Below are 21,375 nucleotides of genomic sequence, written 5' to 3'. Positions count from 1 at the left end.
GGCCGCACCGGAAAGTGTCCGTACGGGGCCCCTGGGCAGCGCTTGGCACGCATCGGCCAACTCCCGCGGCGCGTCAGCCGAATTGGCCGCTGTGACCACGCACTTCTGTGACTCAGTGCTTATGTCTGCGCTCGTTCTGTCACTCTGTCGTTGGCGCATCCGGCGCTGTAGCGGAGCTGCTCGGGAGTTGCTCAATGCGGACGACCACCTCGTCTCCACGGGACGACGACGTCATGGCGACGCGCATGCCGAGGCCGGGAGGGTCCCGTGGCGGACCCGCGGCCGGGCCTGCCGAGGGGGTCGCGGCCCGTTCCCGCCGGGCCAGCCTGCCCGGTGATCCGCAGGCCGCTGCCGCCGCCCGACGGTTCGTCCGGGCCGCTTTCGCCGACTGGGCCGACCAGGCGCTGCCCGGCGCGGAGAGCCTGGCCGGCCGGGTCGCGGACGAAGCGGTGCTGCTGGTCAGCGAGTTGGTGACGAACGCGGTGGTGCATGCGGGCACCACCGTCGAGCTGCGCTGCCGGCTGGAGCCGGAGCGCGAGCCGGGCGCGGAGTCCTGCGAGGGCCGGAGCGGGGAGTCGTACCCGGCGCCGTCCGCGCACGCCCCCGGCGCGGGCCTCGACGCCGCCCCCGGCCCCGGCCTGGTCGTCGAGGTCTCCGACCACCACCCCACCCAGCCGGTCCGCGCCCACGAGGACAGCGCCGCCTCCGAGAACGGCGGCCACGGGCTCCAGTTGATCAGCGCCGTCGCCGAATCCTGGGGCGTCACCTACCGCCGGGCCATGAAGACCGTCTGGTTCCGGCTGCCCCTGGGCGCCCGGGACGGCACCGGGCCCGATACGGAGCCTGCCTTCGACGGCCCGTTGCTGCAGCGCGGACTGCGGGCCGCCGAGCTCCTCGCCCCGGCGCCGCGCCGGTCCGGCCCGCCGGACCACGAGGCCGACCGGGCCGCCAATGGCGCCCTCTCCTTCCTCGCCGAGGCCTCCGACCTGCTCTCCGGCCAGCTCGACGCCGATCAGGTCGCCGCGCTCGCCGCCCAGTTGATCGTGCCGCGGCTCGCCGAATGGTGCGCGGTGTGGCTCTACGACGGCGACAGCGGCGCGCCCGGCCGGGGCATCGCGCCGGACGGCGAGGAACAGCGGCTCGCCCGCGTCTGGCACACCTCCGAGAGCCGGATCGACGCACTGCGCACGGCCCTGGAGAAGCAGCCGCCGGACACCCCGGCCGGCGGCTCGCCCAGCGGTGCGCCCGGCGCGGTCCCCTGGCCCTGGCCGTACGAGCCGGGCGGTTACGGGCCGGGGGGCGCCGCACTCGCCTGCCCCCTGGTTGCCGGCGGCCGCCGGCTCGGCACCCTGCTGCTCGGCCGGGGCGGACTGCTGCGCTTCCCCGACGAGGTGGTCGGCCTGATCGAGGACCTGGGCCGCCGGGTCGCCCGCGCCGTCGCCACCGCCCGCGCCTACAGCCGCCAGGAGCGCATCAGCCAGGTCCTGCAGCGCAGGCTGCTGCCGCGCGGGCGGGCGCAGGTGCCCGGCGTGGAGTCGGCGGTGGTCTACGAGCCGCGTGAGGGTGCCTGGGCGGGCGGCGACTTCTGGGACCTCTTCGACGCCGGGGACGGCCGCTGGTGCTTCGCCCTCGGCGATGTCTGCGGCAGCGGGCCCGAGGCGGCCGCGGTGACGGGGCTGGCCCGCCCGGTGCTGCGGCTGCTGGCCCGGGACGGCTTCGGGGTGGCCGCGGTGCTCGACCGGCTCAACAAGACCATGGCGCGGGAGGCGGCCGACTCGGTGGCCGCGGTCGCGGCGGCGGTCGCGGCGGCCGGTGCGGGGGCGGAGGCCCCGGTCGAGATCCGCGAGGAGGGCGAACAGGCCCGCTTCCTGTCCCTGCTCTACGGCGAGATCGTCCCGTACCCCGGCGGCTCCGGTGGCGCCCGCTGCACCCTCGCCAGCGCCGGCCACCCCCTGCCGCTGGTCCTGGGCGCCGATGGCACGGTCCGGGTCGTCGCGGCGCCGCAGATGCTGCTGGGAGTGGTGGAGGACGCGGCGTACGTCAGCGAATCGTTCGACCTCTGCCCCGGGGAAACGCTTCTGTGCGTCACCGACGGGGTGACCGAGCGGCGCTCGGGACGGCGGCTCTTCGACGACGAGGACGGCCTGGCCACCACCCTCGCCGCGGGCGTCGGCCTGTGCGCCACCGACCTCGCCGACCACATCCGCAACACCGTCCACGCCTTCGGCCCGATCCCGCCCGACGACGACCTGGCCCTGCTGGTCCTCCAGGCGGCCGGGCCCGGGGTGCCGTAGGGCACACCGCGGCCGGACCGGCACCGCCCCGCCATGACGGACAATGGTTCCCATGCCTTCCGCACTGCCCGATGGTGAGCCGATGCCCGAGGACGGGGCGCTGCCCGGTCATACACCGGCCGGTGCCGCCGGCCGGCCCCTCGGCTTCTATCTGCATGTGCCGTACTGCGCGACCCGCTGCGGCTACTGCGACTTCAACACCTACACCGCGAGCGAGCTGCGCGGTTCCGGTGGCGCCCTGGCCTCCCGCGACAACTACGCCGACACCGTCGTGGACGAGATCCGGCTGGCCCGCAAGGTGCTGGGCGACGACCCCCGCCCGGTCGAGACGGTCTTCGTCGGCGGCGGCACCCCGACCCTGCTGCCCGCCGCCGACCTCGCCCGGATGCTGGCGGCGATCCGCGAGGAGTTCGGCCTGGCGCCCGGCGCCGAGATCACCACCGAGGCGAACCCGGAGTCCGTCGACCCCCGCTACCTCGACGAGCTGCTGGCGGGCGGCTTCAACCGGGTCTCCTTCGGCATGCAGAGCGCCCGGCAGCACGTCCTGAAGATCCTCGACCGTACGCACACCCCCGGCCGCCCCGAGGCCTGTGTCGCCGAGGCCCGCGCGGCCGGCTTCGCGCACGTCAACCTCGATCTGATCTACGGCACCCCGGGCGAGACCGACGACGACTGGCGCGCCTCCCTGGACGCCGCGATCGGGGCCGGCCCCGACCACGTCTCCGCCTACGCCCTGATCGTCGAGGAGGGCACGCAGCTGGCCCGCCGGATCCGCCGCGGCGAGGTCCCGATGACCGACGACGATGTGCACGCCGACCGCTACCTCATCGCCGACGAACGCCTCGCCGCTGCCGGTTTCACCTGGTACGAGGTCTCCAACTGGGCCACCACCGACGCCGCCCGCTGCCGCCACAACGAGCTGTACTGGACCGGCGCCGACTGGTGGGGCGCGGGCCCCGGCGCCCACAGCCACGTCGGCGGCGTCCGCTGGTGGAACGTCAAACACCCCGGCGCCTACGCCCAGGCCCTCACCGAAGGCCGCTCCCCGGGCGCCGGCCGCGAACTCCTCTCGGACGAGGACCGCCGCGTCGAACGCATCCTGCTGGAACTGCGGCTCTCGGACGGCTGCCCGCTGGACATCCTCGCCCCGGCGGGGGCGCGGGCGGCCTCCCGAGCACTGGCCGACGGGCTGCTGGAGGCCGGGCCGTACGAGGCGGGGCGCGCCGTGCTGACGCTCCGGGGGCGGCTGCTGGCGGACGCGGTGGTGCGGGATCTGGTGGACTGATGCTCGAACGAGTGAACCGATGCGGGTCCGGTGCCCGCCTGCCTACGCTCTCCCTAGGCTGCTGCCAAATGCACGCGGCGTGATGTGGAGGACCACGGAGATGACCGCTGTGGATGACCGACCGACCACGGGCAACGTGGATATCGAGCCGACCACGAGCAACATGGTGAAGTTCTTCGAGAGCCTGGAGGTTCCCGAGGACTTCAAGGTGGAGCTTCTGCGGGGGGAAATCGTGATGATGGCGGGGCCAGATTTGGTCCACAACCGGATCGTGTTGAGGGTTCTGCGTCAGATCCCGGACCAGAACTGGGACTGTCTCCAGACCCAGGACATCGATCTGCTGTGCGAGACCAGTGAGCCCCAGCCTGACCTCGTCGTGTTGGAGCGCGATGCGGGGCCGGAATCGGGTCGGCTGCTGCCGGCTCAGTTGATCACGATGCTGGTCGAGGTCGTCTCCAAGAACAGCGTCGACCGTGATTACGGCGTAAAGCGCTCGATCTACGCGGCGGGAGGGATTCCCGCCTACCTCGTAGTCGACCCCATCATGGCTCAATGTGTCCTGTTCACCGAGCCTGTCGGCAGCGGTGAGGAGGCTGACTACCGGGCTCAGCGGATCGGTAAATTCGGCGAATCCGTGCCGTTGGCGCTGCTCGACGTCGACTTGGACACCAGCGAATTCGGCACCCTCCCCAACGTCAGGCCGCACCGCCGGCCGTGACGAAGTCGATCAGCTCCTCCACCCGCCCCAGCAGCGCCGGTTCCAGGTCCTTGTAGGAGCGCACACAGGACAGGATCCGCTGCCAGGCGGCGCCGGTGTTCTCCGGCCAGCCCAGCGCCCGGCACACCCCCGTCTTCCAGTCCTGGCCGTGCGGGACGGACGGCCAGGCCGCGATCCCGACCGAGGACGGCTTCACCGCCTCCCAGATGTCGATGTAGGGGTGGCCCACCACCAGCGCATGTTCCCCGGTCACCCCGGCCGCGATCCGCGACTCCTTCGAGCCGGGGACGAGATGGTCGACGAGGACGCCGAGACGGGCGTCCGGCCCCGGGGCGAAGCCGCGGACGATCGCGGGCAGGTCGTCGATGCCCTCCAGGTACTCCACGACCACGCCCTCGATGCGCAGGTCGTCGCCCCACACCCGCTCGACCAGCTCGGCGTCGTGCCGGCCCTCCACATAGATGCGCCCGGCGCGGGCGACCCGTGCGCGGGCGCCGGGCACGGCGAGTGATCCCGATGCCGTACGCGCCGGAACGGTGGCCGCCGGCCTGCCCTGGGGGCGTACGAGCGTGACCACCCGCCCCTCCAGGAGGAAGCCGCGCGGCTCCATGGGGAAGACCCGGTGCTTGCCGAAGCGGTCCTCCAGGGTGACCGTCGGGCCCTGCGCCGTCTTCTCGCAGCGGATCACGGCGCCGCAGAAGCCCGAGGTGACCTCCTCGACGACCAGATCGGGATCGGCGGGCACCTCGGGAGCGGGCCGCTGCTTCTTCCAGGAGGGGGTGAGGTCGGGGCTGTAGCGCTTGCTCTGCATGGGGCCTGTTCCGTCGGGGAGGGCGGGCGGTGGTCAGGAGGGGACGACGCCGAAGTGGGCGGTGATCAGGCGGGGGCGACGCCGAAACGGGCGGCCAGGGCCTCGCGTTGGGCCCGTACGAAGCCGGCGTCCACCACGGCGCCATGCCCGGGAACGTACCGCGCGTCCTCGCCGCCGAGGGCCAGCAGCCGGTCCAGCGCGCCGGGCCACTGCTGGGGGAGCGCGTCGTGGCCCGCCTGGGGCTCGCCGGACTCCTCGACCAGATCGCCGCAGAAGACGATCTCCGGTTCCCCGTGCCGGCCCGGCACCAGGACGGCCAGATCGTGGGCGGTGTGCCCCGGGCCGACGTTGGCGAGCAGCACCTGCCGGTCGCCGAGCTCGACGGTCAGCTGGCCGTGCACGTGGTGGTGCGGGGCGACGAGCAGATCGGCGGCCTCCGCCGCGGCGTCCGCGCCGACGCCGTGGCGCACCGCGGACCGCCGCAGCTCGTCCTTGTCGCGCCGGAGCAGCTCACCCAGGCCGGCCGCGCCGAACACCTCGACGCCGGAGAAGACGGCCGTGCCCAGGACATGATCGAAATGCGGATGGGTGAGCGCGACATGCGTCACTTCCCGGCCCAGCACACCGCGGATCGCGCGACGCAGATCCGCACCGTCGCGCAGGGTCGCACCGGTGTCGACGATCATGACCCCGGTGCTCCCCGCGATCACCCCGATCGTCTCGTCCCAGCCCGGCATCCGGCGCCTGGCGACACCGTCACCGAGTCGTTCCCAACCGGCCTCTTCCCAAGTAGTGCGCATACCGAGACGCTAGCGCCATCGCGATAGCGTTGCCCGACAGATCGACCGAACACGGTCATCGGGTGAGTACTCCGCGCGGCCGCCCTTGCCGCGCCCGTGCTACCCGGCCGTACACTGGCTCAAGGTCTGGCACTCGGCCCGGGTGAGTGCCAGGAGAGACGAGACGGCGGACGGCCGGACTGGAGGTGCGCGGGATGCTCAGTGAACGCAGGCTGGAGGTGCTGCGCGCCATCGTCCAGGACTACGTCGGGACGGAGGAGCCGGTCGGCTCCAAGGCGCTCACCGAACGCCACCGGCTCGGGGTCTCCCCGGCCACCGTCCGCAACGACATGGCGGCCCTGGAGGACGAGGGGTTCATCGCCCAGCCGCACACCAGCGCCGGGCGGATCCCGACCGACAAGGGCTACCGCCTGTTCGTCGACAAGCTGGCCGGCGTCAAGCCGCTCTCCAGCCCGGAACGGCGGGCGATCCAGAATTTCCTGGACGGCGCCGTCGACCTCGACGACGTGGTGGGCCGCACGGTCCGGCTGCTGGCGCAGCTGACCCGGCAGGTCGCCGTCGTGCAGTATCCGTCGCTGACCCGGTCCACGGTCCGGCACGTCGAGCTGCTGGCCCTGGCCCCGGCCCGGCTGATGCTCGTCCTGATCACGGACACCGGCCGGGTCGAACAGCGGCTCATCGACTGCCAGGCGCCGTTCGGCGAGACGTCCCTGGCGGATCTGCGGGCGCGGCTCAACAGCAGGGTCGTCGGCCGCCGGTTCGCGGATGTGCCGCAGTTGGTGCAGGATCTCCCGGAGTCCTTCGAGCAGGACGACCGCGGCACGGTCTCGACAGTGCTGTCGGTGTTGCTGGAAACTCTGGTGGAAGAGACCGAGGAACGGCTGATGATCGGCGGCACCGCCAATCTCACCCGCTTCGGGCACGATTTCCCCCTGACCATCCGGCCGGTGCTGGAGGCCCTCGAGGAGCATGTGGTGATGCTCAAGCTGCTCGGCGAGGCCAAGGACTCGGGCATGACCGTACGCATCGGGCATGAGAATGCCCATGAAGGCCTGGCGTCCACATCGGTCGTCACGGTCGGCTACGGTTCGGGCGACGAGGCAGTCGCCAAACTCGGCGTGGTCGGACCGACCCGCATGGACTACCCCGGAACGATGGGAGCGGTACGCGCAGTGGCACGTTACGTCGGACAAATCCTCGCGGAGTCGTAAGTGGCCACGGACTACTACTCGGTCCTCGGCGTCGGCCGCGACGCCTCGCAGGACCAGATCAAGAAAGCCTTCCGTCGCCTGGCGCGCGAGCTGCACCCGGATGTGAACCCGGATCCGAAGACCCAGGAGCGGTTCAAGGAGATCAACGCCGCTTACGAGGTGCTGTCGGACCCGCAGAAGAAGCAGGTCTACGACCTCGGCGGCGACCCGCTCTCGCAGGCCAACGGCGGCCAGGGCGCGGGCTTCGGCGCGGGCTTCGGCAACTTCTCCGACATCATGGACGCCTTCTTCGGCACCGCGTCGCAGCGCGGGCCGCGCTCGCGCACCCGCCGCGGGCAGGACGCCATGATCCGGCTCGACATCGAGCTGAACGAAGCGGCCTTCGGCACGACCAAGGACATCCAGGTCGACACCGCCGTCGTCTGTACGACCTGCACGGGCGAGGGCGCGGCGCCCGGCACCTCGGCGCAGACCTGTGACATGTGCCGCGGCCGCGGTGAGGTCTCGCAGGTCACCCGGTCCTTCCTGGGCCAGGTCATGACGTCCAGGCCGTGCCCGCAGTGCCAGGGCTTCGGCACGGTCGTGCCGACCCCGTGCCCCGAGTGCGCCGGCGACGGCCGGATCCGCTCCCGCCGCACGCTGACCGTCAAGATCCCGGCCGGTGTCGACAACGGCACCCGCATCCAGCTCGCGGGCGAGGGCGAGGTCGGCCCCGGCGGCGGCCCGGCCGGTGATCTCTATGTGGAGATCCACGAGGTCGCGCACCAGGTCTTCCAGCGGCGCGGCGACGATCTGCACTGCACGGTCACCATCCCGATGACGGCGGCGGCGCTGGGCACCAAGTGCCCGCTGGAGACGCTGGACGGGGTGGAGGAGATCGATGTCCGGCCCGGCACCCAGTCCGGCCAGTCGATCCCGCTGCACCAGCGCGGGGTGACCCATCTGCGCGGCGGCGGCCGGGGCGATCTGATCGTCCACGTCGAGGTGATGACGCCGTCCAAGCTCGACCCCGACCAGGAAGAGCTGCTGCGGCGGCTGGCCAAGCTCCGCGGCGAGGAGCGGCCCACGGGGCAGTTCCAGCCGGGGCAGCAGGGCTTGTTCTCGCGTCTGAAGGATGCGTTCAACGGGCGATAGCCCCAGGTGGGCCCGGGGGCGCTGCCGTTCTCCGGGCCGCTGCGGCGCCCGCGGCCCCGGTTCGGAACGGGGCGGTGGGCGTGACACGATGTGCTCATGCCCACCGCGCTGACCGATCTCTGCCGCTACCCGATCGTGCAGGCCCCGATGGCGGGAGGCGGCTCAGGACCCGAGCTGGCCGCCGCTGTCTGCGGCGCCGGCGGTCTCGGCTTCCTCGCCGCCGGCTACAAAACCGCCGACGGCATGTACCAGGAGATCAAACAGCTGCGGTCGCTGACCGACCGGCCCTTCGGCGTCAACCTCTTCATGCCGCAGCCGTCGCTGGCCGACGGCTCCGTCGTCGAGGTCTACCGCGAGCAGCTCGCGGGCGAGGCCACCTGGTACGAGACCGAGCTCGGTGACACCGACGGGCCCATCGACGACGGCTACGAGGCCAAGCTCGCGATCCTGCGGGACGACCCGGTGCCGGTGGTGTCCTTCACCTTCGGCTGCCCCTCGCGCGCCGTCCTCGACGCCTTCGCCAAGGTCGGTACGTACACCGTCGTCACGGTCACCACGGCCGCCGAGGCGCAGGCCGCGCAGTGGTCGGGCGCCGATGCGGTGTGTGTGCAGGGCGTGGAGGCCGGCGGTCACCAGGGCACCCACCGGGACGATCCGCATGCGGACGGGACCGGCTCCGGGCTGGGCCTGCTGGCGCTGCTCGGCCAGGTCCGCGAGGCCGTGCAGATCCCGGTGATCGCCGCGGGCGGGCTGATGCGCGGGGCGCAGATCGCCTCCGTGCTGGCTGCCGGGGCGAGCATGGCGCAGCTGGGCACCGCCTTCCTCGCCACCCCCGAATCGGGTGCGAACCCGCTGCACAAGCAGGCACTGACCAACCCGCTGTTCACGCATACGGAGTTGACCCGGGCGTTCTCCGGCCGGCCGGCCCGCGGACTGGTGAACCGCTTCATGCGCGAGCACGGCCCGTACGCCCCGGCCGCCTACCCCGCCGTCCACTACCTCACCTCCACCGTGCGCAAGGCCGCCGCCAAAGCGGGCGACGCGCAGGGCATGAACCTGTGGGCGGGGCAGGGGCACCGGCTGGCGCGGGAGCTGCCCGCCGGGCGGCTCGTGGAAGTACTCGCGGTCGAACTGGACGCGGCGCGCGCCGCGTTGAGTCTCCCGGGCGCCGGTGGCGCCGCATGACCGCGCCGGTCTTCCTCGTCGATTCGCTCGCGGACGTACGGGCCGGCGGCACCCTGACCCTGGACGGTCCCGAGGGCCGGCACGCGGTGTCGGTGCGCCGGCTGCGGGCCGGTGAGGAGGTCGTCCTGACGGACGGTCACGGCACGGGCGCGCACGGCACGGTCGCCGCCGTCGAGGGCAAGGACCGGCTCACCGTCGCGGTCACCGCACTGCGCAGCGAGGCGTCGCCGAACCCCACGATCACCGTCGTCCAGGCGCTCCCCAAGGGCGATCGCGGCGAACTCGCCGTCGAGACGATGACCGAGACCGGCGTGGACGCCATCGTCCCCTGGGCGGCGGCGCGTTGCGTGACCCAGTGGAAGGGTGAGCGGGCGGCCAAGTCGCTGGGCAAATGGCGCGCCACGGCCCGTGAGGCGGGCAAGCAGTCGCGCCGGCTGACCTTCCCCGAGGTCGCCGATCCGCTGACGACCAAGCAGGTCGCCGGCCTGCTCGCCGACGCCGACTTCGCGGCCGTCCTCCACGAGGAGGGCAGCTCCCCGCTCGCCACGGCCGCGCTCCCCGCCGAAGGCCGGATCGTGCTCGTCGTCGGTCCGGAGGGTGGTGTCTCCCCGGAGGAGCTCACCCTCTTCGCCGAGGCGGGAGCCGAGCCCTACCGTCTGGGGACGACCGTGCTGCGCACCTCCACGGCGGGCACCGCGGCCACGGCGCTGCTGCTGGGGCGTACGGGGCGCTGGAGCTGACCCCTGCCGTCACCCCCGCCGCCCGCCCCGGGCGGACGGCGGGAGGGTGACGCAGGAGCTGGGTCCCGGTGCGCCGGTCAGACCAGCTCCGCCGCCAGCGTGATGTTCTTGACGCCCGCGAGCGCCTGACTGACCGGGCAGTTGGCCTTGGCGTCCTGGGCCGCCGCCTGGAAGTCCTCCTCGGACAGGCCGGGGACGCGGGCCTTGACGGTCAGCGCGATGCCGGTGATGCCCTCACCGGGCTGGAAGGTGACGTCGGCCTGGGTGTCCAGGGACTCGACGGTGTACCCCTTGCCCGCCAGGCCGTGCGAGAAGGCCATGGAGTAGCAGGAGGAGTGGGCCGCCGCGATGAGCTCCTCGGGGCTGGTGACCCCGTTGGGCTGTTCCGCGCGGGCGGGCCAGTTCACGTCGTACGTACCGACCTTGGAGGACTCCAGGGCGACGGTGCCCTTGCCCTCCATGAGGTTGCCTTCCCAGTGGGTCTTGGCGGTGCGCGTGGTGGCCATGGTGCACAACTCCCGGTCGTGGGCGTAAGCGATCACCGGCCAGCTTAGGGGGCGCGGCGTGCCGATGCGGCGACGGCGGGCCGTGGCGGCGCCGGCCACGGGCGCTTCCGTGCGTGCGCGCGGGCGGGGCGGCCGCGCGGCATGGGGGTGGGGTGGGCCCTGGGCCACGGCCCGCCCGGTAGCATCCGAGGCCGTGCGCACCGTGCGTACGGCACACGACCCGGGAGGTGCCGCCGGTGGCGGGAGAACCGCAGGCCGACTGCCTGTTCTGCAAGATCGTGGCGGGGGAGGTTCCGGCGACCATCGTCCGGGAGACCGACACCACCGTCGCGTTCCGCGACATCAACCCCCAGGCGCCCACGCACGTCCTGGTGATCCCCAAGGTGCACTACCCGGACGCCGCGAGCCTGGCCGCCGCCGAACCGCAGATCATCGCCGACATACTGCGCGAGTCCCGCGAGGTCGCCGCCGAGGACAAGGTCGAGGACCGGGGCTACCGGGTCGTCTTCAACACCGGCGCCGGCGCGGGCCAGACCGTCTTCCACGCCCATCTGCACGTGCTCGGCGGCCGCGGCCTCCAGTGGCCCCCTGGATGAGTGACCGTGTCCGTACGTGAACTGGTGGTCCTCGGCACCGCGAGCCAGGTCCCCACGCGACACCGCAACCACAACGGCTATGTGCTGCGCTGGGACGGCCAGGGGCTGCTCTTCGACCCCGGCGAGGGGACCCAGCGCCAGATGCTGCGGGCCGGGGTCGCCGCTCACGACCTCCACCGGATCTGCGTCACGCACTTCCACGGCGACCACTCGCTCGGCCTGGCCGGGGTGATCCAGCGGATCAACCTCGACCGGGTGCCGCACCCGGTCACCGCCCACTACCCGGCCAGCGGCGAGCACTTCTTCGACCGGCTGCGCTATGCCACCGCGTACCGGGAGACGGTGCGCCTGGTCCAGCGGCCGGTGGCCGTCGACGGGGAGCTGGAGCGCTCGGAGTCGTACGTCCTGGAGGCGCGCAAGCTCTCGCACCCGGTCGAGTCGTACGGCTACCGCCTCGTCGAACCGGACGCGCGCCGGATGCTGCCGGAGAAGCTGGCGGCGCACGGCATCGCCGGACCGGACGTCGGGCGCCTGCGGCGGCTCGGCGAGCTGAACGGCGTCACCCTCGACGAGGTGAGCGAGCTGCGCCCCGGCCAGCGGTTCGCGTTCGTCATGGACACCCGGCTGTGCGAGGGCGTCCATGCGCTCGCGGAGGGGGCGGACATGTTGGTGATCGAGTCGACGTTCCTGGACGAGGACGTCCAACTGGCCACCGACCACGGGCATCTGACCGCCGGGCAGGCGGCAGGGGTGGCGGCGTCGGCGGGCGTGCGGCACCTCGTGCTGACGCATTTCTCGCAGCGCTACGACGACCCCGCCCAGTTCGAGCGGCAGGCCCGCGCGGCGGGCTTCACGGGCGAGCTGACCATCGCCAGGGACCTGATGCGGGTGCCGGTGCCCAAGCGGCGCTGAACGCCCGGCGGAGGACGGTCCGCCGGGCGGGCGCCGTGCCGCTACGGCAGGAAGTACATCGGGTTCGGCATCTTGAACGTCCGGTCGCCGGCGCCGCCGTTCAGATCGCTGTACTGGTCCCCGAAGTTGGCGACGACGTCGTAGCCGAGGGACTCGATGTGCTTGCGGGTGCCCGACTTGTACTCGACGGTCGTGCAGGTGGCACCGCAGGGCAGGTAGGCCGGCGGGTGCTCCTTGTCCTTCAGGAAGACGTGCCGGCGGTCCAGCGCCACGTCGTAGCCGACGTTTTCGAGGTTGCGGACGCTCCAGGCGCGCTGCGCCTCCTTGCGGCCGGTCAGGAAGAAGACCTCGGCGCCCTTGTCGTGCGCCCAGTTGACGAGCCGGTTCATGCCGAAGACCGGGTCCATGTCGGTGTGGGCCAGGTACTTGTCCTGGCTCTCCTCGGTGAAGTGGAAGCCCACCTGGAGCTCGTAGTTGTAGGTGAGCAGGGTGGTGTCGTCGATGTCGAGGACGATGGCCGGCTTGGCCTTCTTGCCCGTCCGGTCGTGCCGGGCGAGGGCCTTGGACAGGTAGGTGCGGGCCTTGGCCTCGATGCCGCGGACCTGCCGTGCGTAGTTGCTGTGCGGGGAGGCGTAGTGCTCGCCGTCCGCCGTCACCGTGTCGCCGTAGTACGCCTTGATCTTGTCCTGTACCTGCGTGAGGTTGGGGATCTCCTTGTCGGTGCGCGGCACGGAGTGTTCGGCGGTGGCCTGGCCGACGCCGAAGGCCGCGGTGCCGGCGACGAGGGCGGTGACCGTCGCCGCGCCGAGGCGGGCCCTGCGGGAGAGGGCGGGGCGGAAACGGGTGGGGCGGGGCATGCGCGGCTCCTTGGGAGATGTGAAGGGACCCCGTAGGTCTAACAGAGCCTCAATTCGGTATCTACGCGCGAAGATTCAACCCTTGGTAAAGGCTCGCGTCGCGCGGGCTCTTGACGGTCGCGAGGCGAGATCCCTAACCTCCAACTCCATCTGTAGACGCCATCTACATCCAGCCCTACACGCCCCGGCTGATCATCGAGCTGACCACCGAGGGCGGTGCCACCGGGCTCGGCGAGACCTACGGGGACACCGAGTACCTGGAGCTGGCCCGGCCGTTGGCCGGTGCGCTGATCGGCCGTTCGGTCACGGACCTGAACACCCTGCCCGCGCTCGCCGCCGAGGTGTGCGGTGATTCCCCGGCCGCGACCGGGTGGAGTTCAGCGCCTACCTCTTCTACCGCTGGGCCGAGCACCCCGGCCGCCGCGGGGAGCGCGACGACTGGGGCGCGGCGCTCGACCCCGCCGGCGTCGTCGCCCAGGCCCGCCGCTGCGCCGACACCTACGGCTTCACCTCCTTCAAGCTCAAGGGCGGCGTCTTCGCCCCCGCGCAGGAGATCGCCGCCGTCCGGGCGCTGGCCGCCGAGTTCCCCGGGCAGCCGCTGCGCATCGACCCCAACGGCGCCTGGAGCGTGCGCACCTCGCTGGAGGTCGCGGACGAGCTGCGGGACGTCCTGGAGTACCTGGAGGACCCGACGAGCGGCACCGCCCGGATGGCGGAGGTCGCGGCCGGCACGCCCCTCCCGCTCGCCACGAACATGTGCGTGACGACCGTCGAGGAGATCGCGGGGCGTTCACCCGCGGCGCCGTCCGGATCGTGCTCAGCGACCACCACTACTGGGGCGGGCTGCGCGCCACCCGCGAACTCGCCGCCGTCTGCCGGGCCTTCGGCGTCGGCCTGTCCATGCACTCCAACACCCACCTGGGCATCAGCCTCGCCGCGATGGCGCAGGTCGCGGCGACGGTGCCGCACCTCGACCACGCCTGCGACAGCCACTACCCCTGGCAGACCGAGGACGTCCTCACCGAGCGGCTCACCTTCCGCGACGGCCGGCCGGACGTCGGCGACGCCCCCGGCCTCGGCGTCACCCTCGACCGCGACCGGCTCGCCGTACTGCACCGCCGCTGGCTGGCCGACGACGGCGGCCTGCGCGACCGCGACGACGCCGCGGCGATGCGGCACGCCGATCCGGCCTGGGTGACCCCCGCGCTTCCCCGCTGGTGACCGCCGGGGGCCACGCCCCTGCTCCCCGGCCGCCCCCGGGCGGCCCGACGACAACGGAGTCGCATGTGAGCACCGCCCCCGACCACCCCGCCCCCGGCGCATCCGGCGACCCGCACCTGCACAGCGCCGTGCGGAAGATCTTCAAGCGGGTCGTCCCGCTGTTCTTCGTGATGTTCGTCGCCAACTACGTCGACCGCGTCAACATCGGCTTCGCCCAAAACCAGTTGCGCGCCGACGTCGGCATCTCCGCGGCCGCCTTCGGCTTCGGCACCGGCCTGTTCTTCCTCGCGTACGCTCCGGGTTCCAGGTGGGGCTGCTGGTCGCGGTGCCCTGGCTGTGCGCCCTCGGCGCGGTGTACGTCACCGGGCGGGCCTCGGACCGCACGGGCCGGCGGCGGCCGTTCCTGGCCGGCGCGCTGCTGGCCGGGGCCGCCGGCACCCTGCTGGCCACCCTGGTCTCCCCCTGGTTCGCCCTGGCCGCCCTGTGCCTCGCGGCGATGGGCTTCAAGACGTCCTCCCCGGTCTTCTGGACGATTCCGCAGAGCTACCTGGACGCGCGGATCGCGGCGCCCGCCATCGCGCTGGTCAACTCCCTGGGCAACCTCGGCGGTTTCGTCTCGCCGACCGCCTTCGGCATCCTCCAGGACGCCACCGGCTCGACCCGCGGCGGGCTCGTCGGGCTGTCGGTGGAGGGCGTCCTGGCCGCGCTGAGCATCGCGCTGGTCCGCGGCGGCGGGCACCACGAGCGGGCGCGCGGCCGGCGGCCCCGGGCCGGGGATCACGGACCCGGCCGTGGTCCTGTGCGCGGTGGCCCGGCACGCGTACGGTGAGGCACGGCTCAGTGGCGGTGCGCCACAGTGGTCCCGTACGTGATCTTTGAAAGGGGCTGTCCCGATGGCACAGGAAGTGCGCGGCGTCATTGCGCCGGGGAAGAACGAACCGGTCCGGCTGGAGACCATCCTGGTGCCGGACCCGGGTCCCGGCGAGGCCGTGGTGAAGATCCAGGCGTGCGGGGTGTGCCACACCGATCTGCACTACAAGCAGGGCGGCATCAACGACGACTTCCCGTTCCTGCTCGGACACGAGGCGGCCGGCGTGGTGGAGTCGGTCGGCGCCGGGGTCACCGACGTGGCGCCGGGGGACTTCGTCGTCCTCAACTGGCGCGCGGTGTGCGGCCAGTGCCGTGCGTGTCTGCGGGGGCGCCCCCAGTACTGCTTCGACACCCACAACGCCCGCCAGAAGATGACGCTGAAGGACGGCACGGAGCTGAGTCCGGCGCTGGGCATCGGTGCCTTCGCCGACAAGACACTGGTCGCCTCCGGGCAGTGCACCAAGGTCGACCCCCGGGTGGCGCCCGAGGTGGCCGGACTGCTGGGCTGCGGGGTGATGGCGGGCATCGGCGCCGCGCTGAACACCGGCGGTGTCGGGCGGGGCGATTCGGTCGCGGTCATCGGCTGCGGCGGCGTCGGCGACGCGGCCGTGGTGGGCGCGCGGCTGGCCGGTGCGGTCACGATCGTCGCGGTGGACATCGACGACCGCAAGCTGGAGACCGCGCGCTCCATGGGCGCCACCCACACGGTCAACTCCCGTTCCACCGACCCCGTCGAGGCGGTCCGCGAGCTGACCGGCGGTTTCGGCGCGGACGTCGTCATCGACGCGGTCGGCCGCCCCGAGACCTACCGGCAGGCGTTCTACGCCCGCGATCTGGCCGGAACCGTCGTCCTGGTCGGCGTCCCCACCCCGGACATGACCCTGGAACTCCCCCTCCTGGACGTCTTCGGCCGCGGCGGCGCCCTCAAATCCTCCTGGTACGGCGACTGTCTGCCCTCCCGCGACTTCCCCATGCTGATCGACCTGCATCTGCAGGGCCGGATCGACCTGGGGGCGTTCGTCACGGAGACCATCGGCATCGACGACGTGGAGCAGGCCTTCGGGCGGATGGAGTCGGGCGACGTCCTGCGATCGGTGGTGACCTTCTGATGGCGGCGCGCATCGACCACCTGGTCACCTCCGGAACCTTCTCCCTCGACGGCGGCACCTGGGACGTCGACAACAACGTATGGATCGTCGGCGACGACGAGGAGGCGATCGTCATCGACGCCGCCCATGACGCCGACGCCATCCTCGAAGCCCTCGGCGGCCGGACGCTGCGCGCGATCGTCTGCACCCATGGGCACAACGACCACATCGACGCGGCCCCGGCGCTGGCCTCCCGCACCGGCGCCCGGATCCATCTGCACCCCGCCGACCTGCCGCTGTGGAAGATGACCCACGCGGACACCGCACCGGACGCGGAGCTGGCGGACGGCCAGGTGCTGACCATCGCCGGTACGGACCTGACCGTGCTGCACACCCCGGGTCATGCGCCCGGCGCGGTCTGCCTCCACGCCCCCGAGCTGGGCACCGTCTTCACCGGAGACACCCTCTTCCAGGGCGGCCCCGGCGCCACCGGCCGGTCCTTCTCGGACTTCCCGACGATCGTGGCCTCGATCAGGGAGCGGCTGCTGACCCTCCCGCCGACGACGCAGGTGCGCACCGGACACGGCGACCCGACGACGATCGGCGCGGAGGCCCCGCACCTGGAGGAGTGGATCAAGCGGGGCCATTAGGCAAGCGGGGCCATTAGGTGGGGGGCGAACACATCCCGTAGGGGGTGCGGACGCCCCCTGCTGGGCCGCAACGTGGCGGGGGCGGAGGGTATTCCGGAGCGTGGCCACGGGGCGGGGCGGGGCGGGGCGGAAGGTGTTCCGTGGCGTGACCACGGGGCGGGCGGAAGGTGTTCCGTGGTGTGACGCCGCGGGGCTTCGCGCCCGGGTGGCTTCACGCCTCCGTGGCCGCCCGTTCCAGGATGCGGGCGGCCACCGCGGGGGAGTCCACCAGCGGATGCAGCGCCAGCGCCCGCAGTGCGGCGCTCCTGTCCTTGTAGGTCGCCGCCTCCACGGTCGCCCGCTCCACCGCCTTGACCTGCAGCATCAGCCCCAACTGGGCGTCCGGCAGCGGTGCGCAGGGCAGCGGCCTGGCGCCCTGGGCGCTCACCTCGCACACCGTCTCCACGATCGCGTCCGGTGCCAGCTGCGGCACCGTCGTCCCGTTGCGGACGTTGAGGATCAGCCGGGTCCTGCTGTCGCTCACGATCGCGTGCATCAACGCCAGCGCCACCCGGTCGTAGCCGCCGCCCTCCAGGTCGTGGCTGTCGCGCTGCCAGCCGCCGGAGGCCTCCCGGCTGTGCGCCATGTACGTCTCCTCGCGCTCCAGCCGGGTGCGCTCCCACAGCTCGTACGCCCGCTCCGGGCCGCCGGCCGCCGCGGCCCGCTCGAAGAAGCCGCCCTGCTGCTGGTCGAGGAACTCGCCGCGGGTCTCCCGGGTGTCCCGTACGGAGCCGAGGGTCTCGCGGCGGAAGTAGTAGTAGTGCAGATACTCGTTGGGGAGCACGCCCAGGGCCCGCAGCCAGTCGGCGCCGAAGAGCCGGCCCTCCTCGAAGGAGGCCAGCGCGGCGTCGTCGGCGAGCAGGCCCGGCAGCAGATCGGTGCCGTCCAGCGTCAACGACCGCAGCCAGCCGAGGTGGTTGAGCCCCACGTAGTCGTAGCTCGCCCGGGCCGGATCGGCGAGGGCCGCCGGGTCCGCGCCGGCCGCCCGCGCCGCGCGGCGCACCAGCCCCACCGGCGAATCGCAGATCCCGATGACGCGGTCGCCGAGCACCTGGGACATCGCCTCGGTGACCGTGCCCGCGGGGTTGGTGAAGTTGATGACCCACGCCCCCGGGGCGAGCGCCGCGACCCGCTCGGCGATGTGCAGGGCCACCGGGACCGTCCGCAGGCCGTAGAGGACGCCGCCCGCGCCGACCGTCTCCTGGCCGAGCACCCCCTCGGACAGCGGGATCCGCTCGTCGTGGATCCGGCCGGCCGTGCCGCCCACCCGGATCGCCGAGAAGACGAAGTCGGCGCCGGCGAGCGCGTCGTCCAGCCGGCTCTCGACCCGTATGGGCACCGGCGCCGGATGCCCCTGTGCCAGCCGCGTCAGCACCTCGGCGATCACCGCCATCCGGCGCGGATCGGTGTCGTGCAGCACCACTTCGGAGACGGAGGGTGCCGGGTCGTCCAGCAGTGCGCGGTAGACCAGCGGCACGCGGAAGCCGCCCCCGCCCAGAATCGTCAGCCTCATGGGGCGGAACGTACCGCAGCATCAGGCACACTGGCGGCACGTGCCGATACGAGAGGAGCGAGCACGGTGAGCAGCCGACGCGATGACCTTCCGCCCGCGGGCCCGGCCGCAGTGCCACCGGCCCTCGATCCGCTGGCAGGGGTGCGCGCCGCCGGTGATCCGCCCACCGACGTCTATCTCACCGGCACGGTCTTCCTGGACATCATCTTCACCGGCCTGGATTCCGCACCGGTCCGCGGCACCGAGTCCTGGGCCCGCGGCATGGGCTCCAGCCCCGGCGGAGTCGCCAACATGGCCACCGCGCTGGCCCGGCTCGGCCTGCGCACCTCGCTCGCCGCGGCCTTCGGCGACGACCACTACGGCGAGTACTGCTGGGAGGCGCTCGAACAGGGCGAGGGCATCGACCTGGCGCTGTCCCGCACCGTCCCCGGCTGGCACTCCCCGGTCACCGTTTCCATGGCGTACGAGGGCGAGCGCACGATGGTCTCGCACGGCCACGAGGCCCCGCCGCCCGACTTCGCCTTCGACGGCAAGCACGCCCCGGGCTGCCCGCCGCCGTCCCGCGCCTGCATCGCCTCGCTGGTGCCGGGCCGCCGGGAGGGGTGGCTGGGCTGCGCGGCCGGCCGCGGCAGCCGCATCTTCGCGGACGTGGGCTGGGACGACTCCGGCCGCTGGGACCCGGCCGACCTCGCCGACCTCGAACACTGCGAGGCGTTCCTGCCCAACGCCGAGGAGGCGATGCGCTACACCCGTACGGACCGCCCGCGCGACGCCGCCCACAAGCTCGCCGACCGGGTGCCGCTGGCGGTGGTCACGCTGGGTGCCGAGGGCGCCTACGCGGTGGACGCGCGCAGCGGAGAGAGCGCCGAGGTGCCCGCCATCGCCGTGGAGGCGCTGGACCCCACGGGCGCCGGGGACGTCTTCGTCGCCGGGTTCGTCACCGGCACGCTCGCCGACTGGCCGCTCGCCGACCGGCTCGCCTTCGCGGGGCTGAGCGCCGCGCTGTCCGTGCAGGAGTTCGGCGGCTCGCTGTCCGCGCCGGGGTGGGCCGAGATCGCCGGATGGTGGCAGCAGGTGCGGGCCTGCGAGGCCGGTGCGCCGGGCGCGCTGCGCCGCCAGTACGCCTTCCTGGACGAGGTGCTGCCCGCGGCCTACCGGCCCGCGCCGCTGGCCCGCGCGGTCCCCACGATCGGCTTCCGCCGTCCGGCCTGAGCGGCCCGGCCCGGCGCGGGGGCCCGCCCCAGGGGGAAAAGCCCTCGGGCTTGTCAGTGGCCCGTCGTACTCTTGTATCCCAAGGAGTCGAGTGCCGGCCGAGTGCAGGCGGGCACCTCTTACGAGCAAAGGATGGGGGTTGAGCAGGCCACCGAGCCGCCCCATGACGCAGACACCCACGCAACCGCAGGCGCGCGCCCAGTTCACCGTCCCGGCCAAACACCCGATGGTCACGGTTCTGGGATCCGGAGACTCCCTTCTGCGCGTGATCGAAAAAGCCTTCCCGGCGACCGACATCCATGTCCGGGGCAACGAAGTCAGCGCTGTCGGCGACGCCGCCGAGGTCGCCCTCGTCCAGCGCCTCTTCGACGAGATGATGCTGGTGCTCCGCACCGGACAACCGATGACGGAGGACGCAGTGGAACGCTCCATCGCCATGCTGCGCGCGGCGGAGGACGGCGAGGGAGCGGTGAGTGAGACGCCCGCCGAGGTGCTCACCCAGAACATCCTGTCCAACCGCGGGCGCACGATCCGGCCCAAGACGCTCAACCAGAAGCGCTATGTCGACGCCATCGACGAGCACACCGTGGTCTTCGGCATCGGTCCGGCCGGCACCGGCAAGACCTACCTGGCGATGGCCAAGGCCGTGCAGGCGCTGCAGGCCAAGCAGGTCAACCGCATCATCCTGACCCGCCCCGCGGTCGAGGCCGGTGAGCGGCTCGGCTTCCTGCCCGGCACGCTCTACGAGAAGATCGACCCGTATCTGCGCCCGCTCTACGACGCGCTGCACGACATGCTCGACCCCGACTCCATCCCGCGCCTGATGGCCGCGGGCACGATCGAGGTCGCCCCGCTGGCGTACATGCGCGGCCGGACGCTCAACGACGCGTTCATCATCCTCGACGAGGCGCAGAACACGAACCCCGAGCAGATGAAGATGTTCCTCACCCGCCTCGGCTTCGAATCGAAGATCGTCATCACCGGCGATGTCACCCAGGTCGACCTCCCCGGCGGCACGAAGAGCGGTCTGCGCCAGGTCCGGGACATCCTGGACGGTGTGGACGATGTGCATTTCTCCCTGCTCACCAGCCAGGACGTGGTCCGCCACAAGCTGGTCGGCCGTATCGTCGACGCCTACGAGAAGTACGACAGCCGCAACGGCAAGTGAGTCCCGGCCGGCCGGGACCACCGGCCGGCCCGTGCCGAGCAACCAGAAGCGAGACGCAACTCCCCCATGTCCATCGACGTCAACAACGAGTCCGGCACGGACATCGACGAGCAGGCCATCCTCGATGTCGCCCGCTACGCCGTCGCCCGGATGCGCATCCACCCGCTCTCCGAGCTGTCCGTGATCGTCGTGGACGCCGAGGCCATGGAGCAGCTCCACATCCAGTGGATGGACCTGCCGGGGCCGACCGATGTCATGTCCTTCCCGATGGACGAGCTGCGTCCGCCGGCCAAGGACGACGAGGAGCCCCCGCAGGGGCTCCTCGGTGACATCGTGCTGTGCCCCGAGGTCGCCAAGAAGCAGGGCGAGGATGCCCCGACCGGGCACAGCATGGACGAGGAGCTCCAGCTGCTCACCGTCCACGGCGTGCTCCACCTCCTCGGCTACGACCACGAGGAGCCGGACGAGAAGGCCGAGATGTTCGGCCTGCAGGCGGCGATCATCGACGGCTGGCGCGCCGAGCAGGGCCTGACCGGCCCCTCGCCGGCCCCCACCGTGACCTGAC

20 protein-coding genes and 1 pseudogene are annotated in these 21,375 nt (G+C 72.5%); 16 read left to right on the top strand and 5 right to left on the bottom strand.

Annotated features, from left to right (window positions below; translation table 11 throughout):
- The first annotated feature begins 194 nt into the window (after positions 1-194).
- The 3 genes from Scani_RS29490 to Scani_RS29480 all read left to right on the top strand — a co-directional run bounded on the left by Scani_RS29490 (position 195) and on the right by Scani_RS29480 (position 4,297).
- Positions 195-2,294 carry an ATP-binding SpoIIE family protein phosphatase gene (locus Scani_RS29490; protein WP_159480828.1) on the top strand — a complete coding sequence of 700 codons (2,100 nt, stop codon included), beginning with the start codon at positions 195-197 and terminating at the stop codon, positions 2,292-2,294.
- Positions 2,295-2,346: 52 nt separating this feature from the next.
- Entirely contained in the window at positions 2,347-3,579 is a 1,233-nt protein-coding gene (gene hemW, locus Scani_RS29485) for a radical SAM family heme chaperone HemW (RefSeq protein WP_159480827.1), read from the top strand.
- Positions 3,580-3,679: 100 nt separating this feature from the next.
- The gene (locus tag Scani_RS29480; protein WP_159480826.1) at positions 3,680-4,297 is read left to right on the top strand and encodes a Uma2 family endonuclease; all 618 of its coding nucleotides are present in this window, start codon (positions 3,680-3,682) and stop codon (positions 4,295-4,297) included.
- Here the strand turns inward: Scani_RS29480 and Scani_RS29475 are convergent.
- On the bottom strand, positions 4,275-5,108 hold the full coding sequence (locus Scani_RS29475) for a DUF3097 domain-containing protein (RefSeq protein ID WP_159480825.1): 834 nt from the start codon (positions 5,106-5,108) through the stop codon (positions 4,275-4,277). The genes Scani_RS29480 and Scani_RS29475 overlap by 23 nt on opposite strands.
- 65 nt (positions 5,109-5,173) lie before the next feature.
- Positions 5,174-5,908: an MBL fold metallo-hydrolase gene (locus tag Scani_RS29470; RefSeq protein ID WP_159480824.1), complete on the bottom strand. Its 735-nt coding sequence runs from the start codon at positions 5,906-5,908 to the stop codon at positions 5,174-5,176.
- Positions 5,909-6,102: 194 nt separating this feature from the next.
- Between Scani_RS29470 and hrcA the strand changes: the two genes are divergently transcribed.
- The 4 genes from hrcA to Scani_RS29450 all read left to right on the top strand — a co-directional run bounded on the left by hrcA (position 6,103) and on the right by Scani_RS29450 (position 10,178).
- Positions 6,103-7,119 carry a heat-inducible transcriptional repressor HrcA gene (gene hrcA, locus Scani_RS29465; protein ID WP_159480823.1) on the top strand — a complete coding sequence of 339 codons (1,017 nt, stop codon included), beginning with the start codon at positions 6,103-6,105 and terminating at the stop codon, positions 7,117-7,119.
- Positions 7,120-8,253, top strand: coding sequence for a molecular chaperone DnaJ (gene dnaJ / locus Scani_RS29460; RefSeq protein ID WP_159480822.1), 1,134 nt, complete (start codon positions 7,120-7,122; stop codon positions 8,251-8,253). It begins immediately after the preceding gene.
- A gap of 96 nt (positions 8,254-8,349) precedes the next feature.
- Complete coding sequence (locus tag Scani_RS29455) at positions 8,350-9,438, top strand: nitronate monooxygenase (protein ID WP_159480821.1); 1,089 nt, start codon at positions 8,350-8,352, stop codon at positions 9,436-9,438.
- Complete coding sequence (locus tag Scani_RS29450; protein ID WP_159480820.1) at positions 9,435-10,178, top strand: 16S rRNA (uracil(1498)-N(3))-methyltransferase; 744 nt, start codon at positions 9,435-9,437, stop codon at positions 10,176-10,178. The genes Scani_RS29455 and Scani_RS29450 overlap by 4 nt, the downstream gene beginning before the upstream one ends.
- 77 nt (positions 10,179-10,255) lie before the next feature.
- Here the strand turns inward: Scani_RS29450 and Scani_RS29445 are convergent, their stop codons facing one another.
- Complete coding sequence (locus Scani_RS29445; protein ID WP_159480819.1) at positions 10,256-10,684, bottom strand: OsmC family protein; 429 nt, start codon at positions 10,682-10,684, stop codon at positions 10,256-10,258.
- 236 nt (positions 10,685-10,920) lie between these two features.
- Between Scani_RS29445 and Scani_RS29440 the strand changes: the two genes are divergently transcribed.
- Together Scani_RS29440 and Scani_RS29435 are read left to right on the top strand one after the other, a co-directional pair.
- Positions 10,921-11,280 carry a histidine triad nucleotide-binding protein gene (locus tag Scani_RS29440; protein ID WP_159480818.1) on the top strand — a complete coding sequence of 120 codons (360 nt, stop codon included), beginning with the start codon at positions 10,921-10,923 and terminating at the stop codon, positions 11,278-11,280.
- A 6-nt stretch (positions 11,281-11,286) separates the two neighbouring features.
- Positions 11,287-12,192, top strand: coding sequence for a ribonuclease Z (locus tag Scani_RS29435; RefSeq protein WP_159480817.1), 906 nt, complete (start codon positions 11,287-11,289; stop codon positions 12,190-12,192).
- A gap of 41 nt (positions 12,193-12,233) precedes the next feature.
- Here Scani_RS29435 and Scani_RS29430 read toward each other — a convergent pair whose 3' ends face one another.
- Positions 12,234-13,049, bottom strand: coding sequence for an HAD family acid phosphatase (locus Scani_RS29430; protein ID WP_159480816.1), 816 nt, complete (start codon positions 13,047-13,049; stop codon positions 12,234-12,236).
- A gap of 137 nt (positions 13,050-13,186) precedes the next feature.
- Between Scani_RS29430 and Scani_RS29425 the strand changes: the two are divergent.
- The 4 genes and pseudogenes from Scani_RS29425 to Scani_RS29410 all read left to right on the top strand — a co-directional run.
- A pseudogene (locus Scani_RS29425) lies at positions 13,187-14,270 on the top strand (enolase C-terminal domain-like protein); the annotation flags it as partial.
- A gap of 307 nt (positions 14,271-14,577) precedes the next feature.
- The gene (locus Scani_RS29420) at positions 14,578-15,099 is read left to right on the top strand and encodes an MFS transporter (RefSeq protein ID WP_246296220.1); all 522 of its coding nucleotides are present in this window, start codon (positions 14,578-14,580) and stop codon (positions 15,097-15,099) included.
- A 64-nt stretch (positions 15,100-15,163) separates the two neighbouring features.
- Positions 15,164-16,249 (top strand): S-(hydroxymethyl)mycothiol dehydrogenase, encoded by a 1,086-nt coding sequence (locus tag Scani_RS29415; RefSeq protein ID WP_159480815.1) that lies wholly within the window; start codon positions 15,164-15,166, stop codon positions 16,247-16,249.
- A complete protein-coding gene (locus Scani_RS29410; RefSeq protein ID WP_159480814.1) occupies positions 16,249-16,878 on the top strand; it encodes an MBL fold metallo-hydrolase in 630 nt (209 codons plus the stop codon). Before Scani_RS29415 ends, Scani_RS29410 begins: the two co-directional genes overlap by 1 nt.
- A 211-nt stretch (positions 16,879-17,089) precedes the next feature.
- Here Scani_RS29410 and Scani_RS29405 read toward each other — a convergent pair whose 3' ends face one another.
- Complete coding sequence (locus Scani_RS29405; RefSeq protein WP_159480813.1) at positions 17,090-18,430, bottom strand: family 4 glycosyl hydrolase; 1,341 nt, start codon at positions 18,428-18,430, stop codon at positions 17,090-17,092.
- Positions 18,431-18,496: 66 nt separating this feature from the next.
- Here Scani_RS29405 and Scani_RS29400 point away from each other — a divergent pair, with 66 nt between their 5' ends.
- From Scani_RS29400 to ybeY, 3 genes are all read left to right on the top strand, one after another.
- Positions 18,497-19,642 (top strand): carbohydrate kinase family protein, encoded by a 1,146-nt coding sequence (locus Scani_RS29400; protein WP_159480812.1) that lies wholly within the window; start codon positions 18,497-18,499, stop codon positions 19,640-19,642.
- Positions 19,643-19,805: 163 nt separating this feature from the next.
- On the top strand, positions 19,806-20,810 hold the full coding sequence (locus Scani_RS29395) for a PhoH family protein (protein ID WP_159480811.1): 1,005 nt from the start codon (positions 19,806-19,808) through the stop codon (positions 20,808-20,810).
- Positions 20,811-20,876: 66 nt separating this feature from the next.
- Positions 20,877-21,374, top strand: coding sequence for an rRNA maturation RNase YbeY (gene ybeY / locus Scani_RS29390; RefSeq protein ID WP_159480810.1), 498 nt, complete (start codon positions 20,877-20,879; stop codon positions 21,372-21,374).
- Position 21,375 lies beyond the last annotated feature (1 nt).

The organism is Streptomyces caniferus, from assembly GCF_009811555.1.
GTDB classification, from domain to species: Bacteria; Actinomycetota; Actinomycetes; order Streptomycetales; family Streptomycetaceae; genus Streptomyces; species Streptomyces caniferus.
The sequence above is the reverse complement of the archived record's forward strand: the minus strand, read 5'-3'. Positions and strand labels throughout refer to the sequence as shown.